The following is a 24592-nucleotide window of genomic DNA, read 5'->3' as shown; positions in this document are numbered from 1 at the left end:
CCACGGCCCCATGACCCGATCCGCATTCACCGGCAGCAGCGATCATCGCGGCCCCCTGCGCCACGAGTCACTCATGCCCTCGCAGCCTGGCGACGAGGAAGAGGGCGGCTGGATGATCGGTTACCTCGATGTGATGACCTTGCTCGTGGCCCTGCTGGTGCTGATCTTTACGCTGTCGTTTGCCGAACGCCGCGACGAGGCGGATTCGGCGCCGGCCAGCGTTGCCGTGGAGGATCCCGGCCCGGTCAGCGTGCCGCTGCCCGAGCGGCTGGAACGGGTGCTGGCCGCGCGACCGATGCAGGATCTGCTACCGGAAGGCTGGCTCAGCAACGGGGCCGTCTCCGCCGCCCTGGGCGTTGCCGGATTGCCGCCGCGGCCACCCAGTACGCAGCCGCCGTCGATGCTGACGCGGCAAGCGTTGCCAAGAGTGGCGTATCCGCCAACCGAGCCCCCGCCGCCCAGCGACTGGCTGGCCAGTGCGTCGCCGCAGTCGCTGCTGCCGCAGCCCTTGGCGGCTGAGGAAGCGGCGCTCGACTTGCCGCTGGCCGACTTTCTGCTGGTGCTCACTGATCGCCCTCCCGAAGGGATGCGCGAGGTGTCTCCCGAGGCGATAGCCGGAGCCGAAACCCTTGCCGAACGCCTGGCGGACGCCCCCTACATGCCCGATCTCGAAGGGGTGGCGGTATCGCGCGTGGCCGAAGGCATCAGGCTGCGTGTCGAGGATCAGTGGCTGTTCCCCACCGCCGAAGCCGAGCTCACCGACGACGGCGAGGCGCTGGTGCAGCGCATGGTCGAGATCGTCCAGCGCCACGACGGCGAAGTGGCGGTAGAGGGGCACACCGATAGTCGCACCATCGATACCGAGGAGTTTCCGTCCAACTGGGTGCTCTCCAGCGCTCGGGCCATCGCCATCGTCCATGCTCTCGAAGAAGCCGGCGTCGATGCCCGCCGCCTGCGTGCCGTGGGGCTCGCCGACACCCGGCCGCTGGCCGACAACGATACCGCCGAAGGGCGCGCACGCAACCGGCGCGTGGAAGTGATCATCCACGCGCGGTGAAACGTCGTCCTCAAGTCGTTTCTCTGCTTGCCGATAGTCTCTGACTCATGCCCGTGGCACCCGTGGGCAAGAATCCACTCGGACTCATGAGTACCCCTGAGATGATCACCTCATTACGACTTCGCATCTTGTTGGCCACCGTAGTGGTCATCGTCCTGGCGCTGCTGGCCAACGGCCTGGCCAACTACCTGACGGTACGCTCGCACAACGACGATCAGGTGGCCCGCAACCTCACCGCCGTCTCCCAGGGCAATGCCAAGGCCATCAGCGAGTGGTTCGCTACGCGTATCTCCATGATGGAAGCACTGCGCGTCGGCGACGACATCGACGATTCCCTCGGCGACCTCGAGCTCGTCGAACAGTCCGGCGACTTCCTGGCCGTCTATCTCGGCGATCCCCGCGACGGCAGCACCATCTTCTCCGACGGCTGGGAGCCCGGCGACGACTTCGACCCGCGCGAGCGGCCCTGGTACCAGGCCGCCGTGGATGCTGAGGAAACCATCGTCACCGCACCCTACGAGGATGCGCAGACCGGCGATTTGGTGGTGACCATCGCCACGCCTTTCCATGACGACGGCGAGCTACAGGCCGTGGCCGGGGGCGACATCGTCATCACCGACATCGTCGACATCGTCACCGAGATCGCCCCGACGCCCTCCAGTCTGGGTTTTCTCACCACTGCCGACGGAACCCTGGTGGCGCACCCCGATCCGGCGCTCAGCCTCGCCTCGACCACCGAGCTGGCGCCGACGCTCGATGCCGCGCGTCTCGCTGAGCTTGCCGAGGCAAGTGAGCCCATCGAGGTCGCACTGGACGACGAGACCAAGCGACTGCGCAGCGCTGACGTGGCGGGCACCGACTGGCAGTTGGTGGTCGCCCTGGACGATCACGAGGCCACTGCCGGCCTGCGCGCCGTGCTCGGCACCTCGGCGGTCACGCTGCTGGTGGTCGCCGGCGGTGCGACGCTGGTGCTGGGAGCCCTGCTGCGTGTGATGTTCCGTCGCCTCAAGACGGTGCGCGGTGCCATGATCGATATTTCCAGTGGGGAGGGCGACCTGACCCGGCGCCTGCCCGAGGATGGCAAGGATGAGGTGGCCGAGATCGCCGCGGCATTCAACGCCTTCGTTTCGAGGCTGGAGGGGGTGATGTTGACCATTCGCGATGCCAGCGAGTCGGTCAATGTGGCGGCCGGCGAGATCGCCACCGGCGGTCAGGATCTGTCGCGGCGCACCGAGAATGCGGCCTCCAGCCTGCAGCAGAGCTCGGCTTCCATCGAGGAGATCTCCGGGACCGTGGAGCACACCGCTCAATCATCGCGTCAGGCCAACGAGCTGTCGCAATCGGCGGTGCAGATGGCCTCTCAGGGGGGTGACGTGGTCAATCGCGTGGTATCGACCATGGAGGAGATCACCGACTCGTCACAGCGCATCGCCGAGATCGTCAAAGTGATGGATGGTATCGCCTTCCAGACCAACCTGCTGGCCTTGAATGCCTCCGTGGAAGCTGCCCGTGCTGGCGAGCACGGCAAGGGCTTTGCCGTGGTGGCCAGCGAGGTGCGCCAGTTGGCCACTCGCAGTGCCGAGGCCTCGCGCGACATTCGTGGCTTGATCGACGATTCCGGCCAGAGGGTCACCGCCGGTACCGAGCTGGTGCGCCAGGCTGGCAGCTCCATGCAGGAATTGGTGGCCAGCGTGAACCGCGTGGCCGAGGTGCTGGGCGAGATCAGCGTGGCCTCCGGCGAGCAGAGCGACGGCATCGGCCAGGTCAACGTGGCGGTGGCCGAGCTCGACCGCATGACCCAACAGAACGCCGCTCTGGTGGAAGAATCCACCACCGCCGCCGAGCAGCTCAAGGATCAGGCCGAGCGTCTGGCCGAAGCGGTGGGGGGCTTCACCTTGAGCGAGACACGGCCGGTGCAGGCGTAAGCCGCCGTAGCCGATCGGTCGAAACGCAGCAGGCCAGCGGCATTGCCGCTGGCCTTTCGTCTTTTTCATTTCCCTAAAGTTCGCCAGCGAGCAGCCGATGCTGGTAAAACGGGGAGGCAAATTCACCGGCCAAAGGCTGTATCGTATGGCTAGTATTTCATCGCTCGGCGTGGGTTCCGGGCTCGATCTCAATGGCCTGCTCGGCCAACTGCAGGAAGCGGAGCGGGCAAAGCTCGAGCCCATCCAGCAGCAGGTCCAGGAGCAGGAAGTCAAGATCTCTGCCTATGGCGAGTTGCAGAGTTCGCTATCTTCCTTTCAGGATGCGGCCAGCAAGCTCAGCGATTCATCGCTATTCCAAGGCCATAACGCCAGTGTCACCGGCGATGCCTTCGAGGCCGCGGCGAACAGCGATGCCGCAACGGGCGAGTACAGCGTCACGGTCAACGATCTGGCCACCGCCGGTAGCCTGGCCACCCAGCGGGTGAGCGACCCCACCGCCGAGATCAGCAGTGGCGCCACCGACCTCGATCTCACCTTCGAGGATGCCACCCTCGATACCACGGTGACGATTGCCGCCGACAGCACGCTGGAAGACATCCGCGATGCCGTGAATGCCGATTCCGAAGCCGCGGTGAACGCCTCCATCGTCAATGACGGCGAGGGTTACCGGCTGGCACTGATGTCCGAGGATACCGGGCAGCAAGCCAGCATCACCGGCACCAATTTCGCCACCGTGGCCGACCAGGCGACCCTGACCGATGCCACCGTGGCACAGGCCGGCCAGGATGCCAGCCTGGACGTGAACGGTATCGCGATCTCCAGTACCACCAACCAGGTCGAAGACGCCATACAGGGCGTCACGTTGAACCTCGAGCAGCAAGGTTCCGGCACCCTCAGCGTGGCCCGAGACGACGACTCGATCCGCGAAGCGGTAACCGGCTTCGTGGAGAGTTACAACGACCTGAAGGAGACCTCGGGAAGCCTAAGCGCCTTCAACGGTGAAGAGGGCGAGGCCGGCGCGCTGATCGGCGACAACGCCGTGCGTACCATCGAGTCGCGCCTGCGCAGCGACCTCGCTGCCGGGGTGAGCGTGGATGGCGAGCAAAGTCTGCTCTCCGACGTGGGGCTGTCGATGACCGTCGACGGCACGCTCGAACTCGACGAGGGCGAGCTGGATGCCGCACTCGCCGAGGATCCGGCCGCCGTGGAAGCCTACTTTGCCGGCAACGAAACCGTGCCCGGCCTGGCCGGGCGTGTAACCGAGACGGCCGAGCAGTTGACCAGCGAGAATGGTGCTCTGACCACCTCTCTCGACGGTGCCGAAAACCGCATCGATAGCCTCAACGATCGCTACGCCCGTGTGGAAGACAGCATCGAGCAGACGATCGACCGCTACCGCACTCAGTTCAGCCAGCTCGATGCCATGGTCGCTCAAATGAACCAGACCAGTTCCTATCTTACCCAGCAGCTGAGCAACCTGGGCGGTGGCCAGTCCGGCGGCCTGTTGTAGGCCACTAGACCGGCTCCGCGCTTTTCATGACCCTGGCTTCGGTCGGGGTTTTGTGATTTAGGCGATGCTCGAAGAGTGGCTAGCGCAGGCGATTGAGTTTTTTTCGTGTAAGGCCTAAAGTTTTCGTCAAGGTGGCCGATAGCCCACTCTACAAGGCCCATGTTGGGTGCTCACGGAAGGTCAACTACCATGGCAAGTATCTCATCCCTTGGCGTCGGGTCCGGTCTCGATCTCAGCGGTCTGCTCGAGCAGCTGCGGGCTGCCGAGCGCGAGAAGCTGCAACCCATCACTGAACAGAAGACTCAGGAGAAGGGCAAGATATCGGCCTATGGTCGTCTTCAATCAGGCCTCAACAAGTTTCAGGACGCGGTAGCCAAGCTCAACGATGGCGGCCTCTATCAGAGCCTTTCCGCCAGCGTACAGGGCGAGGGCATGACGGCGACGACTAGCGAAGAGGCCAGCCCCGGCCGCTACGAGGTCGCGGTCACCCATACCGCTCGCGCGGGCAGCTTGGCCAGCACGGGAGTCGCCGATCTCGAGACGACTCAGATCGCAGCGGATGCCATCGACCCGAAGCTCACGGTGACCTTCGGTGACGACACCACCAAGGACATTGCCCTGACGCCAGGCGCCACCCTGGAAGAGATTCGCGATGCCGTCAATGCCGATGCCGAAGCGGGAGTGAACGCGTCGATCATTTTCGATGGCACGGACCATCGCCTGGTGCTCAGCTCTCGGGAGAGCGGTGCCGATGCCGGCGTCAAAGACATGGCCTTCTCCGGCCTGGAGGGCGGCGTGACGCTGGCTGGCGACCCCGATACCCATCAGGAAGGGCGCGATGCGCTGCTCGAGATCAATGGCATCGAAATCACCAGCACCACCAACACGGTGGAAGGGGCCATCCAGGGCGTGACGCTCACGCTCGACCCGAGTGCTTCTGGCGAAACCATGAGTCTCGTGGTGGAGCGCGACCGTGAATCGGTCAAGGAGGCGGTCACGGCGTTCGTCGATGCCTACAACGAGATGAAGTCCACGGTAGGCCGCATGACCAATGTGACCGGCGATGCGGAGACAGCCGGCGAGCTGGTCGGCGACCGTACCGTGCGCAATATCGAAAGCCAACTGAGCCGCAACCTGGTCGACACGGTGGCCGGTGGCGATATCACCATGCTTTCTCAGCTCGGCATTTCCCTCCAGGTAGATGGACGTCTTGAGCTGGATTCGAGCAAGCTCGATGAGGTGATGGCCGACAACCCCCAAGCTTTGGTTGACTTCTTCGCCGGCAATAGCGAGGAAGCCGGCATGGCGGGCCGTCTCGAGGGATCGCTGGGGCGCATGCTGGGCGACGACGGTAGGATCCAGAGCGCCATCAGCAGCTCCGAGACCCAGGTCAGCAGCCTGGAGCGGCGCTATGACCGCACCGAGCAGAGCATCGAGCGCACCATCGACCGCTACCGCAAGCAGTTCAGCCAACTGGACGGCATGATCGCCCAGATGAATTCCCTCAGCTCCTACCTCGGGCAACAGCTCACCATGCTGAATAGCCAGTACACCCAAAACTAAAGTCGCCACACTTCCACTCGCTTCTCGATGCGCCCACCTGGGCGCATCGTTTTGTTCCAGGTCTTGGGTACCACATCCCTCGCTGATCGAGGCTGCCTTCCCTGGCGTTCAGTCGCTCGGATACAGGCAATGCGGAAAATTCCTACTTCACCCTAAAGTCAAAGGCTCAGCGGCCGTTATAGGAAGTAACGGCCACTGGCGCCGTTGCGGCAGGCCCCACCGTTGCAGGCTCGGGGCAGCCAATGGAGCCCTCAACGAAGAAGGAATGATCTCATGTCTGTGATCAATACCAATATCACCGCCCTGATCGGGCAGAACAACCTGAAGGGCGCCCAGAGCGCCATGCAGCAGGCCCAGGAGCGCCTCTCCTCTGGCCTGCGCATCAACGGTGCCAAGGACGATGCCGCCGGCCAGGCCATCGCCAACCGCATGACCAGCACCGTGACCGGCCTGAACCAGTCGGCGCGTAACGCCAACGACGGCATCTCGCTGGCCCAGACCGCCGAAGGTGCCCTGGATCAGGTCAACGACAACCTGCAGCGCATTCGTGAGCTGACCGTTCAGGCGCAGAACGACACCAACACCGCTCAGGACATCGACTCCATACAGGAGGAAGTGAACGAGCGCCTGGCGGAAATCGATCGAGTGACCGATCAGACGGAGTTCAACGGCCGCTCGCTCTTTGGCGATGGTGCTGACACGTCATTCAATATCCAGGTTGGTGCTAAAGATGGAGAGACCATTGGCGTCTCAATTTCCGATTCAGCCGGTGACGGCACCAGCACGACTAGTGGTGGGTGGAACATGCACACCAGCACCGGGGTAGATGTGTCGGGTCAGACCGTTGGCGGTGAAGCGCGTTCTGAGTCGACCTTTGGGTTCGATGTTCTTGCGGACGATGCACTGGCGATTCTTGATAACAATATCGGCAATGTCGATGAGGCACGGAGCAACCTCGGTGCCATGCAGAACCGCTTCGAGACGGCCCTGGATAACATCGAAACCACCTCGACCAACCTGCAGGCGGCTCGTTCGCGGATCGAGGATGCCGACTACGCCGTCGAGGTTTCCAATATGACGCGGGCGCAGATTCTTGAACAGGCAGGGACTTCCATCCTGGCCCAGGCCAATCAGAGCCCGCAGAGCGTGCTCTCCCTGCTGGGTTAACCGCTTGGGGCGGCCCATTGAACCAACGGGTCGCCCTGACGAGGCCAAATCCGCATTCTTTTTTGCACAATGCCCCTAAAGAATCGCGCCGTTCGGCCGTTAACCAATAGCAAGCTGCTAGATATCTATCGATTCGGAGGTTGGACATGTCAGTCATCAACACCAATATCACTGCCCTGATCGGGCAGAACAACCTGAAGAGTGCACAGTCCTCGATGCAGCAGGCCCAGGAGCGTCTCTCTTCAGGCCTGCGTATCAACGGTGCCAAGGACGATGCGGCCGGTCAGGCCATCGCCAACCGCATGACCAGCACCGTCACCGGCCTGAACCAGTCGGCGCGTAACGCCAACGACGGCATCTCGCTGGCTCAGACCGCTGAAGGCGCCCTGGACCAGGTCAACGACAACCTGCAGCGCATTCGTGAGCTGACGGTTCAAGCCCAGAACGATACCAACACCGCGCAGGATATCGACTCCATCCAGGAGGAAGTGAACGAGCGCCTGGCGGAAATCGAGCGTGTCACTAGTCAGACTCAGTTCAACGGTCGCGATCTCTTCTCCGGTGCGACCGATTCTACCACCGATTTCACCATCCAGGTCGGCGCTAAGGATGGGGAGACAATCGGCATCAGCATCGATGCATCCAACGTTGCAGACCTGACCGCAGCGGGCGGTTGGAATATGTATGAGGATGGAGGCATTGCGACAGGCTCAATGGATGTGAATACCATTGCTGGCGTCGACAGGGCTGTAGACGCCGATGGCTTTGATGTTCTGTCTCAGGATGGTGCAGGCGATAGCAACGCACTTTCCATCGTCGATGACAGACTGGCTGCTGTCGATGAGGCCCGCAGCAATCTGGGTGCCATGCAAAACCGTTTCGAGACGGCACTGGATAACATCGAAACCACCTCGACCAACCTGCAGGCAGCTCGCTCGCGGATCGAGGATGCCGACTATGCCGTCGAAGTTTCCAATATGACGCGGGCGCAGATTCTGGAGCAGGCGGGTACCTCCATCCTCGCCCAGGCCAACCAGAGCCCGCAGAGCGTGCTTTCCCTGCTGGGCTAAGCTAGCTCACGACTTCAAAGGTGAGATAACCCGGACCTTGGTCCGGGTTTTTTTATGATTGGTCTTCGCCAAGGACTGTTAAATTGGCTTGAATCGCCAACCATGCCCAGCCGATCATCGAGGGTTCCATGGCCAAGAAAAAGTCGCGCCAGAAACAGTCGGTTCGCAAAGTGTCATCGAAGCGGGCCAATCAGAACCAGCAACGCATGCACGGGCATGCTGACCTAGGGGTTCCAAAGCCTCAAGTAGAGAATTTTATGGCGCTGTACAAGGCAAGGCGCTTGAGTGAGGCTGAGAACGAAGCCCGCTTGATGACCGAACGCTATCCGGAAAGCGCTTTCGCCTGGAAGGCATTGGGCACCACGCTACTCGAGGATGGTCGGGTCGAAGAAGCGCTGGCGCCTCTGAGCCGGTCTGTGGAACTCGATGACTCGGATCCATTGGCATTGACGAGCTTGGCTGCGGTTTACTACCAGCAGGGCGATCATGAGCAGGCCGTACGCTACCAGAGCCGGGCTGTCGAGCTCCAGTCTGATTATGCGCCGGCCCAGTACCGCCTGGCCGAAATGCTGCAAATGGCAGGTAAGCAGCTTCAGGCACTCGGACATGCCAAAAAGGCTCAGGAACTTGGCTATGATGATTTTCGCTCACGGGTATTGGTGGGTGCTCTTCTCTATCAAACGAAATATTTCAGTGAAGCACTGAAAATCTATGATCAGCTAGAGAAAGAATATCCTGGGAACGCACCTGTTTATAATAACCTAGGAAATCTTTACAAGGATATTGGTCAATACGAGCTTTCTGAGGTTTATTATAAAAAAGCACTGGATGTGCAGCCGAATTATGTGATGGCGTATTCCAATATCTTTTTTGCCAAGCACTACAATCCGGATGTGTCTCAGCAGGAGATCATCGATTTTGCCAAGGACTGGGATAAGCACTTTTCTCTGACTGAGATGTCGGTGCCTGGCAATACTCAAGACGTGACGAAACCCCTACGTGTCGGCATGATCTCTTCCGGGTTTCGCATCCATCCAGTAGGGCAGATGATTGCCTCGGCTCTGGAGCATAGCCGGCCGGACATCCACTTTTATGCCTATAGTACCAATGACTACGATGATTACGTTACCCAGAAAATTCGCGAGTCGACTCGAGTATGGCGTTCCGTTCGACATTTGAGCCAGGAAGTGTTAGCTCAGCAAATTCGTGACGATGGTATCGATATTCTTATCGATCTATCGGGCCATGGGGATGGTAGCTGCCTTCAGGCCATTTCTAGGCGTCCGGCTCCCATTTGTGTCAAATGGGTAGGGGGGTTGGTCAATACGATGGGGCTCTCCTCCATCGATTATTTGCTTTCGGACTCCATCGAGACTCCTGAAGGAGTAGACGATCAGTACACCGAGAAACTGATTCGTTTGCCGGATGATTATATCTGTTACATGCCGTGCCCTTACGCACCTAACACCTCTTCATTACCGGCGATCAAGAATGGCTATATCACCCTCGGTTGTTTGAATAATCCGGCAAAAATCGGCGAAAGACTGCTGATCGAATGGGCCGTGCTGATGCACGAATTGCCGGAAAGTCGTTTGCTGCTTCGCGGCGCCCAGTATGAAAGTGATGACTTCTGTGCGTGGATTCGCAATACGCTAGGCGAGCAGGGGATTGCAGAGTACCGGGTCATCCTCGAAGGCCCGGCCAAACACCAAGAGTTCCTGGAGACCTATCAGCGCATCGATATTGCCCTGGATAGCTGGCCTTACTCGGGCGGCCTGACGACCTGCGAGGCCATGCTGATGGGTGTGCCTGTCGTGACTCTACCCGGGCCGACGTTTGCCGGCCGTCATAGCGCCACTCACTTGATCAACGCCGGCCTGCAGGAACTGGTGACCAGCAGCTGGGAAGAATACCGCCAGCGGGTGCTTGAGCTAGCCAATGACTTGCCCAATCTAGCCGTGATTCGTGCTGGTCTGCGCACTGTCTTGCATTACTCCCCGGTATGTGATGCCTCACGGTTTGCCAATCACTTCAATAATGCCTTGCGCGCCATTTGGATTCGCTACTGTGAAAGTAAAGAACCGGAGGCGCTCACCTTCAACAAAGAAGGTGAACTGTGGTTCGAAGATGATAAGCAGCCGCTCGAAATTCCCGAAGCGCGCAGCGAAGAGGAAGTAGAGAGCGAAGGCTTCGACTGGCAGCTCGATGAACCCATTACCATCATCGACAACGCAGCCGTACTGCCTCGCCACCCCGACTATCCCAAATGGATGGCCAGTGGCCACTTGGCGGTAATCAGTTTCGACCCTGCCAGCCTGCTCAATAATAAGATTGAAGAGCTTAAGGAGTATGGCGAGCTTCAGCATTACCCGCATGCCCTACTTGGTGACGGCCAACCTGAGACCTTATACGCTACGCTGGATGCCGAGAAAGGCAGCACGCTCAAGCCGCTACCGGAAGAACAGCAGCCAGAATACTTGCGCGACAAGCTTAAGGTCCTTGCGGAACTGCCCATCAATACCGTTGCGCTCGATCAAATCGAAGGTCTGCCCAGTGTCGATATGCTTGTACTGGATGACCTTCACGATGCGATGAAGGTTCTGGAGAACGGCGAGCAGACACTGAAGAATACATTGTTGATTCAAGTGCGTGTGGCTTTCCAGCCAACGCATGAGCGGCAACCGAATTTGGCTGAACTACAGCACTGGGCAAGCAGAAATGGATTCCGTTTCTACACATTGCACAGCCTGCAGTATCACAGCCATTTGCCCGAGGATTTACCTGTCGATCAACAGCTAGCCAGCGAGCTGGTAAGTGCAGAAGTGCTTTTTTTGCCAAGCCAAAAACGAGTTTCAGAACTAAATGATCAGCAAAAGGAAAAGCTAGCATATTGTCTTGATAGCGTTTATGGAATATTAGATCTAGCATGCGCCATTTTGTCTAAATTAGATAAATCAATAGGTTATAGTTATTCTGCTCAGTTAAGCTTCAGTACAAAAAAGGTAGGGGGGGGTGGAAGCCATGAAGGCTTCAAGGGTGCACTTCGTGGAAAAAAACTGGTATTCCTATCGACAGGAGATGCGGCTAATTTTGGTAACCTGCAAAAGAACCAAGATGGATTATTTTCTTTTTTAAAAAAGAACGGGGTTTCAGTAGAAAAGTATGGAGAAGTTGATAGCAAAGCCCCCGATCTTCTAAAGAAAATCTTGGATGATGGGAGCTGTATTGTCTATGGCTCTAACCGTTTCTACGATTTGCCACACAAAGCACGAATGATTGGACTAATAGATGATCACCCGTTCTCTCGATTCATGCTTGAACGCGTTGCAAAAATAAACAATGAGGATATTTTTTTCTCATATGCAAAATCTGTCGTTGAAGAACTTCAGTTCTTGCGTCCTGATGTAGAGAAGGTGTTTTATTTATCACTCCCTCCCAAAGAGACTAATCTTAGCTTGGAAAGCTTAGAGAAAAAAGATTTTTTTTGCCGGAAGATAGATTTATTACTGCCTTTAAGTTTAGTTAGCAAAAAAGATCTTTTGAATCTTGAGCAAAGAGTATCGAGCTTGGCTAAGCAGCTGGGTGGATTATGGAGAAAAAAGTCAAAGGAAATTTTTTATGAGTTATTGAATAATGATAAGAGCCCATTGGAACTTTTTAAGTCCGCTTATAAAGAAATATATGGTTATAGTTGGAATGTGACATACCCTTGGGATAAGCAGGATATTGCTCTTTTTGCGTTAATGAGTGATATAGATATTTTAGCAAGGCAAAAAAAGAGAATTTATGCAATAGAATCAGTCCAGAGCTTGGCTGTTAGTAAGAAAGTCGTCGTCACTGTCGAAAGAGATGTGCTGGATTCATTGGGAATCAGCGAGTATGTTAATGCTATTGGTGCAGTTCGCGCCGCTGAGCTAGAGGGGGTTTATAAAGACAGTAAGGCTGTATTAAATATTAACCCTTCTTATAAAGATGGCTTGCATGAGCGCGTTGTTAATGCCTCCACTTTCGGGTGTGCGCTGATTACCGATGCTAATGACAAAATAAAAGAATGCTTTGTGGAAAAGGAATCCTTTGTTACTTTAGATTATCTAAAGTGTGCTGCATGGGATGATAATTATATTTTTAGGATCGCATGCAATGCTAAGGCTGTTACTGATGCTCTTTATGAAAGTGGTGGATTTTATAAGGAATTTTCGAAAAAATTGGTTGATAATTTGCAGGTAGATTCTGGGGAAAATTCTGAGGTGAAAAAGATAGGGGGAGTAGAATCAAAAACAAAGAGGCATATGGAAAAAATTAAGAGCATGCATGAGGCGGAAGTAGAAAGAATTAAAACAAAAAATAAAATCCGCGTTGTTTTTCTGGCGATCCACAGAAGTGCTTGGAAAGTCGATGCTGTTTTTCGGGCCATGCTACGAGATTCTTTTTTTGAGCCAGTGGTATTAGTTTGTCCAGACCTGAATAAAAAAAACGAAGAGCTTATTTTTGAAGAGCTTAGAGAAGCGTATGACTTTTTCAAGGGGAAAGGTTACCAGGTTTTTTCCTCATGGAAAAAAAGTCAGGGTGCATGGAGAAAGCTAGATGATTTGAAGCCTGATTTGGTTTTTTTTACCAATCCTTATAGTCTTACCTTTTCAGAGTACTATGATTCGGCATATAAAAAATACCTTTCTTGTTATGTGCCTTATCAGTACCAGGTTTGTGTGTATAAAAATAATCAGCCGGATTATAATCAGCCTTTCCACAATCATATGTGGCGGATTTTTGCTCCACATGCGCTTAGTAAAGAGATTAGCAGCTCTGTTTCAGATAATGAAGGGGAGAATGTTATTGTGACAGGTTACCCAATATCCGAAGATCTTAACTCCCTGACGTCTCAGGAAAAAAAGCCTTCTTGGAAGGGTCAATCTAATAAAAAGATTAAAGTAATATGGGCCCCACATCAGACGATAGACAATCCAGATATACCCTTTTCAACTTTTTTGATGTACAGCGATTTTTTTAAAGAGTTGTCTGAGTTGTTTTTCACCGAGATACAGTGGTCGTTCAAACCACACCCACTTCTGAAGGAAAAGTTATACCAGCACCCTGACTGGGGAAAGCATAAAACCGATGAATATTATAACTACTGGAGGCAGTCGGAGAATACGCAAATAAATGAAGGTGAATATATAGATCTGTTTAAGGAGTCGGACGCCATTATACATGATTGTATTTCATTTATCGCTGAATACCCATTGCTGAATAAGCCCGCCCTTTTTTTGGTTAATCATGTTAAGCCCATGCAGCTTCTTCTCAATGATTTTGGCTTGTCAGCTTATGCTGCACACTCAAAAGCTTATGGGAAAGATGGCGTGCTGGATTTTTTGAAAGCCATTAAGGAAAAGACTGACTTTGGTTGTAAGCGGAGAGTTGAGTTTATAGATAAGGTTGCTGCTGAAAATGATGGTTGTCCTTCAAAAAATATAGTTTCGGAGATAAAAAAAGCATTCACATGATTTAATGTTTTTAGAGGCTGAGAGTGCTTCGCGTATTCTTCGTTTGATGCTGAAAGTAAATATTAAGGCCAATGGCTGGGTCGCATGCACGGCAATTTTTTACAATTTCGTATTAAAAGTAAATGCAGATTGCTGAAAGGGGAAATGCGTTGAGTAATCGTCAGCATGGGTTTGTCATTTTAGGGGCAGGTAAGCCTCATCGTGGAAAACTGCCAGCGGCATTGAGGGAGGCGCGCTCTGGTACTTCCATATTGCAGTGGTTGCTGGAAGCGTCGGGCTGCGATATCACCGATGCGTTATTTGTCGCCGGCTACCAGGCCGAGGTGATCCAGACACGCTATCCTGATTTGCCACTGGTGGTAAACGAGCAGTGGGAGCACACAGGCAGTGGCGCTTCACTACTGACGGCGCCTTTCAGCACCGAGCAGCCATTGCTGGTGTGTTATAATGATATTTTATTCCGAGCGTCGGTGCCCAGGGTTATGGCCGAGAGCAAGGCAGATATTACCGTCGCCTGGGACAGTGCCTGGCGGCATCGCTATGCTGGCCGTAATGCCGAGGATTTGCATCATCGTGAATATGTCATCACCGAGGGAGAGCATCTCTCACGCCTAGGAGAAGGCATACCTATCGACTGGGCACATGGCGAGTTTATCGGGCTCGTTCGCTTCTCACCACGGGCGCTAAAGCACTTGGACACGCTGAAATCCCAAGCACCCACGAGTCTGGCAACGTGCCATCTTTCCGAATACGTAGAATACCTGCGCACTGCCGGGATGAGCGTGGCCGGAGTTGATGTCGCCGGTGATTGGGCGGAGTTCAACGCCCCTCAGGATATCGCTCACTTCATCCTTGGCACCAAAGCCGAAACACTAGGGCGCTTGCGCGGCTTGATGCGCCATGGCGTCATTCAGGAGCAAGAGTCCTTTTCTGTCGCGCAGTGGCAACACCAACGGCATGCGCTCCTTGCCCGGATTCGCCAGCATTTTGCAACACAAGCGCTGGTGGTGCGCTCCAGCGCATTGAGTGAAGACGCCTTCCACGGATCCAATGCCGGCGGGTTTGACAGCGTGCTCAACGTAGACCCTGATTCAGAACTGGAAGCCGCGATTGATCGGGTCATTGGCTCTTACGGAGAGCCACAGGCCGAGGATCAGGTGTTGGTTCAGCCGATGGTCACCGAGGTCAGCCTCAGCGGGGTGGCGTTCACACGAACGCTAGAGCATGGTGCCCCCTGGTTTGTTATTAACTATGAAACCAATGGCAACACCGAGGCCATCACCAGTGGGGTCAGCGGGGATCACCACACCTTGTTGCTCAGGCGCCATGCCGACGTTCCTAAGCTACCTGACGGTCGCCTGGTGGGGCTAGTCAAGGCGCTGCGCGAGATCGAAAGCCTATTAGGCTACGATGCCCTAGACATTGAGTTTGCACTGGATACCGCCCAGACAGTGCATATTCTTCAGGTGCGCCCGATCTCCGTTGATCGCCAAGGCAGCGCTAACGATGATAATGCCTGCGATACCGCGTTGAGACAGGCCAAGGTACGCTGGCAAGATCTAGCCCCCTCAGCGCCGCACCTGCCCGGCCAGGTGGCGCCTCTGTACGGCGTCATGCCCGATTGGAATCCTGCTGAAATCATAGGCACCGCCCCGGGTGCGCTAGCCAAGAGCCTCTATCGTTATCTGATCATGGATGAGACATGGGCCACGCAGCGCGCCGAGTATGGTTACCGAGACGTTCGTCCGGCGCCGTTACTGGTAGAGTTTGCGGGGCGTCCGTACGTCGATGTTCGTGCCAGTTTTGCCTCTTTTTTGCCTGCTGAGCTACCCGATGCTCTTGCCGGACGGTTGTTGTCGTTTACCATCGAGTGGCTGCGTCAGCATCCCACGCTGCACGATAGGGTTGAGTTTGATGTGGTGCCGACCTGCCTGGCCCCTGGCTTTGAGCGCTGGGAAACTCGCCTTGCAGAAGAGGGCGGGTTTATCGCATCAGAAATCGCTCAGCTCAAGGAAGGTCTCAGGCACATCACCACCAACGCTTTCTATCGCTGCCAGAAAGACCTGAATCAGATTGAGCAGCTTGCCCGGCGTTTTGATACGCTGCAACGTAATCGCACACTTGCCCCCTTGGAGCGGGCACGTCTGTTGCTCGATGATTGCCGACGCCTAGGGACATTGCCCTTTGCTCATCTCGCGCGCAGTAGCTTTGTAGCAGTCACGCTACTGAACAGTGCCGAAGCCATCGGGACAATCAGCCATAGGGCACGAGAGAGCTTTTTTTCCACGTTGCGCACTGTGAGCCACGGATTGACCGCCGATGCGGCCGCGACTGGCCAAGGAGAAATGGCGTGGGAGGCTTTTGTAGCACGCTACGGGCACTTGCGACCTGGCACCTATGAGATTACCTCGCCGCGTTACGATGCGGACCCTCAGCGTTATCTTCGCCCCCTGGTGGATCATGCCTCCGCCGCCAATCAAGAATCACCAAGAGAGACGCCTTGGCAAGCTGAAAAGGCGGCCTTTCTTGCGATATTGGATGACATTGGCCTGCCCAGCCAGCCTGTCGTGGTAGAGACGTTTTTGCGCCAATCCATTGAAGGGCGAGAATATGCCAAGTTTGTGTTCTCGCGTAACCTGTCGGCTGCTTTGGAGGCATTGGCAGAGGTGGGCGCGGAGTATGGCTTGGCACGTGATGCGTTGGCCAACCTGCCGCTGGATGCGTTGTTTACCCTTCGTACGACCTCGCTTTCCCTTGAGGATGCAGCGGATCAGTTGCGTCAGTTGGCGGCGCAAGAAGCTGAGTGTCGCCGTATTGCCACCGCCTGTGAAATGCCACCGCTACTCACCTCGGAGGCGGAATTCGATGCCTTCCTATTGGGGGCCGATCGGCCCAATTTCATCGGTTCCGCCAGTATCACGGCTAACTGCCTCGATCTCAGTGGTGCCGCCGGCTCCCCTTCTACCGACGTCAGCGGTCATCTTGTGCTGATTCCTCAGGCAGATCCTGGCTATGACTGGCTTTTCGGCCAGGGAATCGCCGGGTTGATCACGCTCTATGGCGGGGCTAACTCGCACATGGCGATTCGTGCCGCAGAATTTGGACTGCCCGCCGCTATCGGTATTGGGGAACAGCGCTATCGTGAACTCGCCCAGGCGCGGGTTATCGAACTCTCGCCTGCCAATGGCATTTTGCGGGTCATCCAATGAAGCGTATCGCTATCACTCCACGACGGGACTGCTATCCAGCGCGTGATGAAACCCGTGATGCTCTAGATACCCGGCTCGCGGCACGGCTCTGGTCGTGGGGTTTTTTGCCTCAGCCGCTTGCTAGCGGGGTGTCGGACACAGATGCCTATCTTACTGCCTTGGCCCCAGAAGGTTTTCTGCTCTCGGGCGGTAACGATATCGGCTCCATCCCCGAGCGTGATGCGCTGGAAACCGCCGCGCTGCGTTATGCCGCTACTCACTGCTTGCCGGTGGTCGGTATTTGCCGAGGATTGCAGATGATCAATCATTATCAAGGCGGTGAACTGCGGACTATTGTTGGGCATGCAGCCACGACTCATGCGGTTAGCGGTCCGTTGACAGGGAGCCGGTCGCAGCGTGTTAACAGCTACCACGGTTTGGGTGTTTATTCCGATACGCTAGGTGCCGACCTGGCTCCCTTGGCATGGGCGGAAGATGGCAGTATTGAGGCCCTGCGCCATACAACATTGCCCTGGTTGGGCATCATGTGGCACCCCGAGCGCGATACTCCCACCCATGCCACCGATCAAGCGCTCATCACCACATTGCTGAACCAAGGAAGCCTATTGTGAAAGCCATTATTCTTGCGGCAGGCCAGGGGACACGTCTACTCCCGCTGACGTATCACACCCCCAAGTGCCTGGTAGAACTGGCGGGCAAGCCATTACTGGAACATCAACTCGCCACGTTAAGAGGGGCCGGAATTAACGATATCCACGTCGTCGCGGGCTACTGTGCCGAGCAACTTGATCGACCGGATATCACGCGCCATCTCAACCCGGATTACGCGAGCACCAACATGGTCAGTACGCTGTTTGCCGCTGACGTTATCATGACCGGTGAGGAAGATGTGATCATCAGCTACGGTGATATCGTCTATGAAGCCAGCGTGCTGCAGACCCTGATGGAATGCAATGCACCTATATGCTTGGCGGTGGATACAGAGTGGAAGGCGTATTGGGCCGCCCGCATGGACGACCCGCTAGAAGATGCGGAAACGCTTAAAATGGTAGAAGGCAATCGCGTTACCGAATTAGGCAAAGAACCACGCTCATATGACGATATACAGGGACAATATACCGGCTTGATCAAGATCCGCGCCGATCATGTTAACCAGCTACTGCAGGCCTGGCGGGGCATGGATAAAGCGGCCCGTTACGATGGCAAAGACTACGCTAATATGTACATGACGAGCTTCTTGCAGCACTTGATAGACAGCGGTTGGGAAGTCCGTGCCGTGCAGATTGAAAACGGGTGGGCCGAAGTGGATTGCCAAAAAGATTTACAAGTGGCGACGCATTTTTGGAATCCCGTTGACTAGCAGGCAATCTCTTCTTCTGCGGAGTGTCGCGAGTAAGGGGCTCAACTTCAGTACTGTCGCCCCAACTTATAGCATCTTACACGTCAGCGAGCTCTTGCTTTTCCACCATTAAAATAGAGATAGTTTTAATAAGGGGATGTACGACATAGTAGGTTTCACCTTCTTCTTTGTTTTGCGCTTCCTTCTCAGGTAAACGGTCATGGGTAGAGCAGTAAGTCAGTACGCGAATCATGACATCAGAGCGAATGATGCCATCGTAGTAATAGTCAATATTCATGTTGGCGGTTGGCAAGGGGTACAACGCTCGATAAACAATCTCCCCCGTATCAATACCTGGTGACAAGAGAATAGCGGAAACCCCTGCATTTCCTGTAGTCAGAAAACTGTAATAAACTGTCGTGCTGCCTCGGAATGTCGGCAGCCATCCGGCATGCATATGAAGAAAGGGACCCGCAGCACTTAGGATATTTTCACGGACAATCTCCCCACCAAAGCCGGAAAAGATAACAAGCTCAGGGTTATGAGTTTGCAGGCTTTCAACCACTTCTTGGCTGTTGACACTTCCCGTATCTAACACTTCCACGCAGGACGTAAGTGCCTGGCAAGTATCTTCCAATGGAATACGCAAATCAGGAATGAAAGCGCCACCCAAACTGCCCGCAGCAGGCGGGTTGAGTAGTTGGTCTGATTGTCCCCATTGCTTGCGTGTGGAGGAGGTGAGTAATAAGACATTTCCTACATGCAATCCGTAAGCCAGTAATGCCTGAGCATAGGCGCGTGAGCGTATCGTATCCGCTACCAATAAGGTGACATTGTTGAGCGATTTAGGGGAGCGATCGACAGCTTGGCTGAAAGGCATTGCGATAGTTTTCTGGGAGTTGACCTCAAACCCGTCATGCAAGCGGAAAACAAAATCTCGTTCTAACGTTGCTACTCGGGCCACTCTTTGCTTTTGCTCAGCCGTTAAGTTTTCTTTTACCGAATACAGTGTATCCAGACATTTGATAAGAGCATTAAGCGCCGGGAGCTTATTCAGTTTGCGGTAGGCAACAGCCAGTATCTCAGTAAAACGAATGTAAAGAGAGAGCTCTCTATATGTCCCCTGTGGCTTGGCACGCCTCCCGCCAAGGGAGTAACGTACGTGCAAGCGCTTGGATACTTCAAAACGCTGTATGATCCAGTTAAGCCAATGCTGAAATTTGTCTGTTTGGGAAACATTGCTTTCTGTTAACTGATAAAACAGCGCTTCCAGAAGAGATGCCGTATGCACCTCGTCATCGGCAGGATACGAGATATCAACAGAAGGTGGTGCCTTGTTGATCGGTATAGTATCGCTTAAAAGCGATTCACGCGCCTGTATCCAGGCTTCCAAAAAAGGCTCGCCTTGATAAGGCGCATACGTGTAACTATGGCGGTCTGTCAGGTTATCGCCATGATCATAAGGGTAAGTGATTGGCACCATTAAACACTCCTCTGTGTCTCCCGTATACGTCTACCTTTCCCAGCGATAAAGTATAATTGAATTACGTAAATAAAGCGAGAGAGTGTAGGGAGGCGTATTCAGTGATTTTGTTTATTGTTGTGATTCATTGGCAATTTCAGTTCTTGATGCTGTGATTTGGCTATTAAAATTTTTCAATTCATTCACTTTTCAAAAAAACTATTTACCGCATAAATTACTGAATCTATTTCTTTATTAGACATAAAGGGGTTGATTGGTAAACTTAGGACCTGATCATGTATAGCCTCAGTGAGTGGATGGCTTTTTTGCTTCCAGCATTCATAGGCTTTCTGGTGGTGAGGTGGTGTCGGGTAATGTATCATACTTTGTACGCCAAGTTTCTGTAAGTGTTGTTGTAGTGCATCTCGCTGCTTTGTACGCACCACGTAAAGATGAAACACATGGTTTTTTATACTTTCCATGGTGGTATTGCAATCGACTGGTTGCATGATTTTCTGGGTTCTGATTCGTTTTGCGTAGGATAGCGCGATGTGGCGACGGCGTTGGGTTTCTTCATCAAGATGGTCAAGCTTAACGCGTAGCAGGGCAGCCTGCATTTCATCCAGCCGGCTGTTCACTCCGCGATACTGGTTTTCGTATTTCTTGTGGCTACCATAATTTCCTAAAGTACGAATGGTTTGAGAAAGCGTCTCATCCCGGGTGATCACAGCGCCGGCATCACCCAAAGCACCGAGATTTTTTCCTGGGTAAAAGCTAAAGCCAGCAGCATGCCCCCAACTGCCTGCTTTACGGCCATTAAGGCTGGCGCCATGCGCCTGAGCCGCATCTTCCAGCACCAGCAGCTTATGCTGTTCGGCAATTTCCATAATCGTTGGCATATCTGCCAGTTGGCCATATAAATGTACCGGTAGTATGGCACGAGTCTTTCGGCTGACAGCGGCTTCGGTGTTTTTTGGGCAAATATTATAGGTAAGTTCATTTGGTTCCACGAAGACTGGAGTCAAGCGGTTCTCGGTGATCGCCAGCACGCTAGCGATATAGGTATTGGCCGGTACTATAACCTCATCCCACTCTTTTAACCTGCCCAGCTCTTTCCAGGCCCTGAGAGTAAGAGTCAACGCATCTAGGCCGTTGGCGACACCGATGCAATGTTCGCTGCCGCAGTAGGCGGAAAACTCCTTCTCGAAGGCTGCTACCTCCTTTCCGTTGATATACCATCCCGAGTCAATCACACGAGCGCAGGCTTCGATCAACTCATCACGGTAATTGGCGTTGATAGACTTCAGGTCTAAAAATGGTATCATTGTTTAATATATCGGACTAGTTTTGCTGGATTACCGGCTACCAAGGCCCCCTCCGGTACATTTCTTGTTACTACGGCGCCGGCGCCTACCATCGCGTTGGCACCAATGGTGATGCCAGGGAGCAGAGTAGCGTTGGCACCAATGCTAGCGCCCTGTTTAACAGTAATCCCGAAGAGTATTTTCGGATAAACTTTGGAACGAGGTAGCGGGTCATTGGTGAAGGTGGCGTTGGGTCCGATAAATACATTATTTTCAATTCTGGTTCCATTCCACAGGAAAACACCAGATTTTACAGTTACGTTGTCACCAATCTCTACATCCCCCTCAATCATGGTATGGGCGCATATGTTGCAGTTCACGCCAATCTGAGCACCTTTTAGAATAATGCTGTATTGCCAAATTCGCGTATTTTCACCTATTTCAGTGCTGTGGACATCAGCTTTTGGATGTATGATTGGCATTATCGCTTAGCCTTAATGAAATCAGCATAGTTGCGTATATAATCGCTTTCGTCATACCGCTCACTGGCCAGCACCAGTAGTACACAGTCATCACTAAAGTCGCGCATCTCCCGCCATATCATGCTTTCAATCAACAGCCCTTTGGCGGGAGAGTTCATGACTATTGACTCGCGTGTACAGCCATCATCAAGAACCATGCGGCAACTCCCAGAGATGCAGATAGCTACCTGTTTTAGCTTTTTATGTGCATGGAACCCACGACTAACATCCTCAGCCGTGTGGTAAATGTAGTAGATCCGCTTGATATCAAAGGGAACTTCCCGCTCTTTGCCTATATCGATGGCTACCAATTGGCCACGCTTATCTCCCAAGCTTTGGAAATCGATCCATTGGATAAGGCTCATCGGTTATTTTCCCGCTCCAAAGACAGAAGGTATTGCCCATAGCTGCTCTTACTGAGGGCGGTGCCGATACGCTTTAGATCTACGACTTCCAGCCAGCCGTTTCGCCAAGCAATCTCCTCCAGGCAGGCGATCTTGTATCTTTGGCGTTTTTCGATGGTTTCCACGAACTGGGCGGCCTCCAGCAGGCTCTCGTGGGTGCCGGTATCCAGCCAGGCAAAGCCACGGCCTAGCTGCTCTACGTTGAGGTCGCCGCGTTCCAGATAGGCTTGGTTGACACTGGTGATCTCGAGCTCTCCGCGGCGTGATGGCTTCACTTGCTTGGCGATCTCGATCACATCGTTATCGTAAAAGTAGAGGCCCGTTACCGCATACTGCGATTTCGGTTTGGCTGGCTTTTCCTCTATGGAGATGGCTCGTTTGGCCGTATCGAACGCCACCACACCGAAACGCTCCGGATCCTTGACCTGGTAACCGAACACCGTGGCACCGCGGGTACGGGCTGAGGCCTCCTGGAGCTTGGGGGAGAATCCCTGCCCATAGAAAATGTTATCGCCCAGCACCAGGCACACGCTATCGTTACCGATGAAATTCTCGCCAATGATAAAAGCTTGCGCCAACCCATCGGGGCTGGGCTGCACGGCATAGCTGAGCATGATGCCGAACTGGCTGCCGTCACCGAGCAGGCGTGCGAAGTTGGCGCTATCCTCAGGTGTGGTGATGATCAGTACCTCGCGAATGCCTGCCAGCATCAGCACCGAGAGAGGGTAGTAGATCATCGGCTTGTCGTAGATAGGCAGCAGCTGCTTGGATACGCCCATGGTTATGGGGTAGAGGCGGCTGCCAGAGCCGCCGGCTAGGATGATGCCTTTGCGTGCCATGGTCGTCTCCTGCCTTGAGTCGGTTGCGTCATCCACTGTTTCAGGGTGCGACTTTCCGTTATACAGGATTCACACCCAGGCGCTCGCGCTGATAGCTGCCATCTTGTACTCGGCGGCACCAGTCCTGATTGGCCAGGTACCACAGTACGGTCTTGCGAATCCCGCTTTCGAAGGTTTCTCGTGGGTGCCATCCCAGCTCGCGCTCGATCTTGCTGGCGTCTATGGCGTAGCGCTGGTCATGGCCGGGGCGGTCGGCGACGAAGGTGATCAAGCGGGAAGCGGAAAGCTGGCAGTTGGAAGAGGCAGGCTTCATCTCGTCTATTAGCTGGCAGATGGCGTGCACGACATCGATGTTTCGTTTTTCGTTGTGGCCGCCGATATTGTAGGTTTCACCTACCTGACCTTCCTTCACGACTGTGTAGAGCGCCCGGGCGTGGTCTTCCACATGGAGCCAGTCGCGGATCTGTTCGCCCCTGCCGTAAACGGGCAAGGGTTTACCCTCCAGGGCGTTGAGGATCGTCAGCGGTATCAGCTTTTCTGGGAAGTGGTAGGGGCCGTAGTTGTTGGAGCAGTTGGTAATGAGTGTCGGCAGACCATAGGTTCGCTGCCAGGCACGTACCAGGTGGTCGGAACTGGCTTTGCTGGCGGAGTAGGGCGAACTGGGTGCGTAGGACGTCTCTTCGGTGAACACTCCTTCCGGACCTTCCAGGTCGCCATACACTTCATCGGTCGAGATATGGTGAAAACGGAAGGTACTGCGGCGCTCGGTATCCAGCTCGTTCCAGTAGGCGCGAGCGACTTCCAGTAGAGTATAGGTGCCGACGATATTGGTCTGAATGAAAGCCGATGGGCCATCGATCGAACGATCCACGTGGCTTTCGGCTGCCAGGTGCATCACTGCGTCTGGCTGATGCTGGTGGAATACCCGTTCCAGCTCGTCGTGGACACTGATGTCCACGCGCTCGAAGGCATAGCGTGGGCTGTCGCTGACTTCGGTCAGGGACTCCAGATTGCCGGCATAGGTCAGTTTGTCGACGTTGACCACATGGTCGTCAGTATTGGCGATGAGATGCCGTATGACGGCGGAGCCGATGAACCCGGCTCCACCGGTGATGAGAAGTTTCATTCCCATTTGCCTTGTCGTTTGCGCACGCTACCGCTGGGCTTGAGTGCGTAAGCAGTCATTCCTGAAGGTGATCATGTCAGACAACGTGTGATTGCAATCCGGTAAGTAGAGGCCTGCTCGGGATGGTAATGGATGGATTGCAGTTGGATGGACGGGGCGGAGTCAGCCACCGTAGCCAACATCCCGGCATGGTGTGATTCGCTGCTGCGCTAGTCGCTGATGCTCTTCGATGCCACTGCGCCGCTGCCCAATGCCATTCCATTTAGCCTCGAGGACTATCCTGGAGCTGGTCGAGACCACCGGCCGCTGCCAGTGCCAGGACAAGCGCGGCGCCATGGGCGAGCGGGTACCCAAGCTGCTGGAGCGCTTGAACATCGAGCCGGAGACCTTCATTGCCGCCTCCACCACGCTGCTCAAGCGCTTTGGCAGCGCCGTGGGTACGCCGGCCAGCCTCACCGCCCGCTGCGCCGCCCGCCAGGCGCGGCATCTGAGAGGCATGCGAGCGGCGCGGGAGGTGTTCGAGCGGCGGGTGGCGTGAGCCGGTTGGCCCCAACAGCTTCTTGGTGTCAACGCGGCGGGAACGTGTGACTTCGTG

The 24592-nt window shown here is 55.0% G+C and carries 17 protein-coding genes; 11 read left to right on the top strand and 6 right to left on the bottom strand.

Going from position 1 to position 24592, the window contains the following annotated elements:
• Positions 1-73 precede the first annotated feature (73 nt).
• From GFD32_RS07455 to GFD32_RS07410, 10 genes are all read left to right on the top strand, one after another.
• The gene (locus GFD32_RS07455; RefSeq protein ID WP_240455568.1) at positions 74-1057 is read left to right on the top strand and encodes an OmpA family protein; all 984 of its coding nucleotides are present in this window, start codon (positions 74-76) and stop codon (positions 1055-1057) included.
• A 101-nt stretch (positions 1058-1158) separates the two neighbouring features.
• Positions 1159-2982: a methyl-accepting chemotaxis protein gene (locus GFD32_RS07450; protein WP_163575916.1), complete on the top strand. Its 1824-nt coding sequence runs from the start codon at positions 1159-1161 to the stop codon at positions 2980-2982.
• 145 nt (positions 2983-3127) lie between these two features.
• Positions 3128-4492, top strand: a complete 1365-nt coding sequence (fliD, locus tag GFD32_RS07445; RefSeq protein ID WP_163575915.1) for a flagellar filament capping protein FliD — start codon at positions 3128-3130, stop codon at positions 4490-4492.
• Between the two features lie 189 nt (positions 4493-4681).
• Positions 4682-6055, top strand: coding sequence for a flagellar filament capping protein FliD (fliD, locus tag GFD32_RS07440; RefSeq protein WP_163575914.1), 1374 nt, complete (start codon positions 4682-4684; stop codon positions 6053-6055).
• Between the two features lie 273 nt (positions 6056-6328).
• Positions 6329-7222: a flagellin N-terminal helical domain-containing protein gene (locus tag GFD32_RS07435; protein WP_163576075.1), complete on the top strand. Its 894-nt coding sequence runs from the start codon at positions 6329-6331 to the stop codon at positions 7220-7222.
• 146 nt (positions 7223-7368) lie between these two features.
• The gene (locus GFD32_RS07430; protein WP_163575913.1) at positions 7369-8292 is read left to right on the top strand and encodes a flagellin N-terminal helical domain-containing protein; all 924 of its coding nucleotides are present in this window, start codon (positions 7369-7371) and stop codon (positions 8290-8292) included.
• Between the two features lie 128 nt (positions 8293-8420).
• On the top strand, positions 8421-13793 hold the full coding sequence (locus tag GFD32_RS07425; protein ID WP_163575912.1) for an O-linked N-acetylglucosamine transferase, SPINDLY family protein: 5373 nt from the start codon (positions 8421-8423) through the stop codon (positions 13791-13793).
• Positions 13794-13915: 122 nt separating this feature from the next.
• Positions 13916-17002 (top strand): PEP/pyruvate-binding domain-containing protein, encoded by a 3087-nt coding sequence (locus GFD32_RS07420; protein WP_163575911.1) that lies wholly within the window; start codon positions 13916-13918, stop codon positions 17000-17002.
• Positions 16999-17613 (top strand): gamma-glutamyl-gamma-aminobutyrate hydrolase family protein, encoded by a 615-nt coding sequence (locus GFD32_RS07415; protein WP_163575910.1) that lies wholly within the window; start codon positions 16999-17001, stop codon positions 17611-17613. The genes GFD32_RS07420 and GFD32_RS07415 overlap by 4 nt, the downstream gene beginning before the upstream one ends.
• Complete coding sequence (locus GFD32_RS07410; protein ID WP_163575909.1) at positions 17610-18362, top strand: phosphocholine cytidylyltransferase family protein; 753 nt, start codon at positions 17610-17612, stop codon at positions 18360-18362. Before GFD32_RS07415 ends, GFD32_RS07410 begins: the two co-directional genes overlap by 4 nt.
• A gap of 76 nt (positions 18363-18438) precedes the next feature.
• On the opposite strand, the gene GFD32_RS07405 is transcribed toward GFD32_RS07410, so the two are convergent.
• The 6 genes from GFD32_RS07405 to rfbB all read right to left on the bottom strand — a co-directional run bounded on the left by GFD32_RS07405 (position 18439) and on the right by rfbB (position 23997).
• Complete coding sequence (locus tag GFD32_RS07405; protein ID WP_163575908.1) at positions 18439-19824, bottom strand: formyltransferase family protein; 1386 nt, start codon at positions 19822-19824, stop codon at positions 18439-18441.
• A 182-nt stretch (positions 19825-20006) separates the two neighbouring features.
• Positions 20007-21128, bottom strand: a complete 1122-nt coding sequence (locus GFD32_RS07400) for a DegT/DnrJ/EryC1/StrS family aminotransferase (RefSeq protein ID WP_163575907.1) — start codon at positions 21126-21128, stop codon at positions 20007-20009.
• The gene (locus GFD32_RS20055) at positions 21125-21589 is read right to left on the bottom strand and encodes an acyltransferase (RefSeq protein WP_163575906.1); all 465 of its coding nucleotides are present in this window, start codon (positions 21587-21589) and stop codon (positions 21125-21127) included. Before GFD32_RS20055 ends, GFD32_RS07400 begins: the two co-directional genes overlap by 4 nt.
• Positions 21589-21993 carry a sugar 3,4-ketoisomerase gene (locus GFD32_RS07390; RefSeq protein WP_163575905.1) on the bottom strand — a complete coding sequence of 135 codons (405 nt, stop codon included), beginning with the start codon at positions 21991-21993 and terminating at the stop codon, positions 21589-21591. Before GFD32_RS07390 ends, GFD32_RS20055 begins: the two co-directional genes overlap by 1 nt.
• The gene (rfbA, locus tag GFD32_RS07385; protein ID WP_163575904.1) at positions 21990-22871 is read right to left on the bottom strand and encodes a glucose-1-phosphate thymidylyltransferase RfbA; all 882 of its coding nucleotides are present in this window, start codon (positions 22869-22871) and stop codon (positions 21990-21992) included. The genes GFD32_RS07390 and rfbA overlap by 4 nt, the downstream gene beginning before the upstream one ends.
• A gap of 58 nt (positions 22872-22929) precedes the next feature.
• Complete coding sequence (rfbB, locus tag GFD32_RS07380) at positions 22930-23997, bottom strand: dTDP-glucose 4,6-dehydratase (protein WP_163575903.1); 1068 nt, start codon at positions 23995-23997, stop codon at positions 22930-22932.
• 250 nt (positions 23998-24247) lie between these two features.
• On the opposite strand from rfbB, the gene GFD32_RS07375 reads away from it, so the two are divergent.
• A complete protein-coding gene (locus GFD32_RS07375) occupies positions 24248-24535 on the top strand; it encodes a hypothetical protein (RefSeq protein ID WP_163575902.1) in 288 nt (95 codons plus the stop codon).
• Positions 24536-24592 lie beyond the last annotated feature (57 nt).

It is taken from the genome of Halomonas faecis (assembly GCF_010993975.1).
Classification (GTDB): Bacteria; Pseudomonadota; Gammaproteobacteria; order Pseudomonadales; family Halomonadaceae; genus Halomonas; species Halomonas faecis.
The sequence above is the reverse complement of the archived record's forward strand: the minus strand, read 5'-3'. Positions and strand labels throughout refer to the sequence as shown.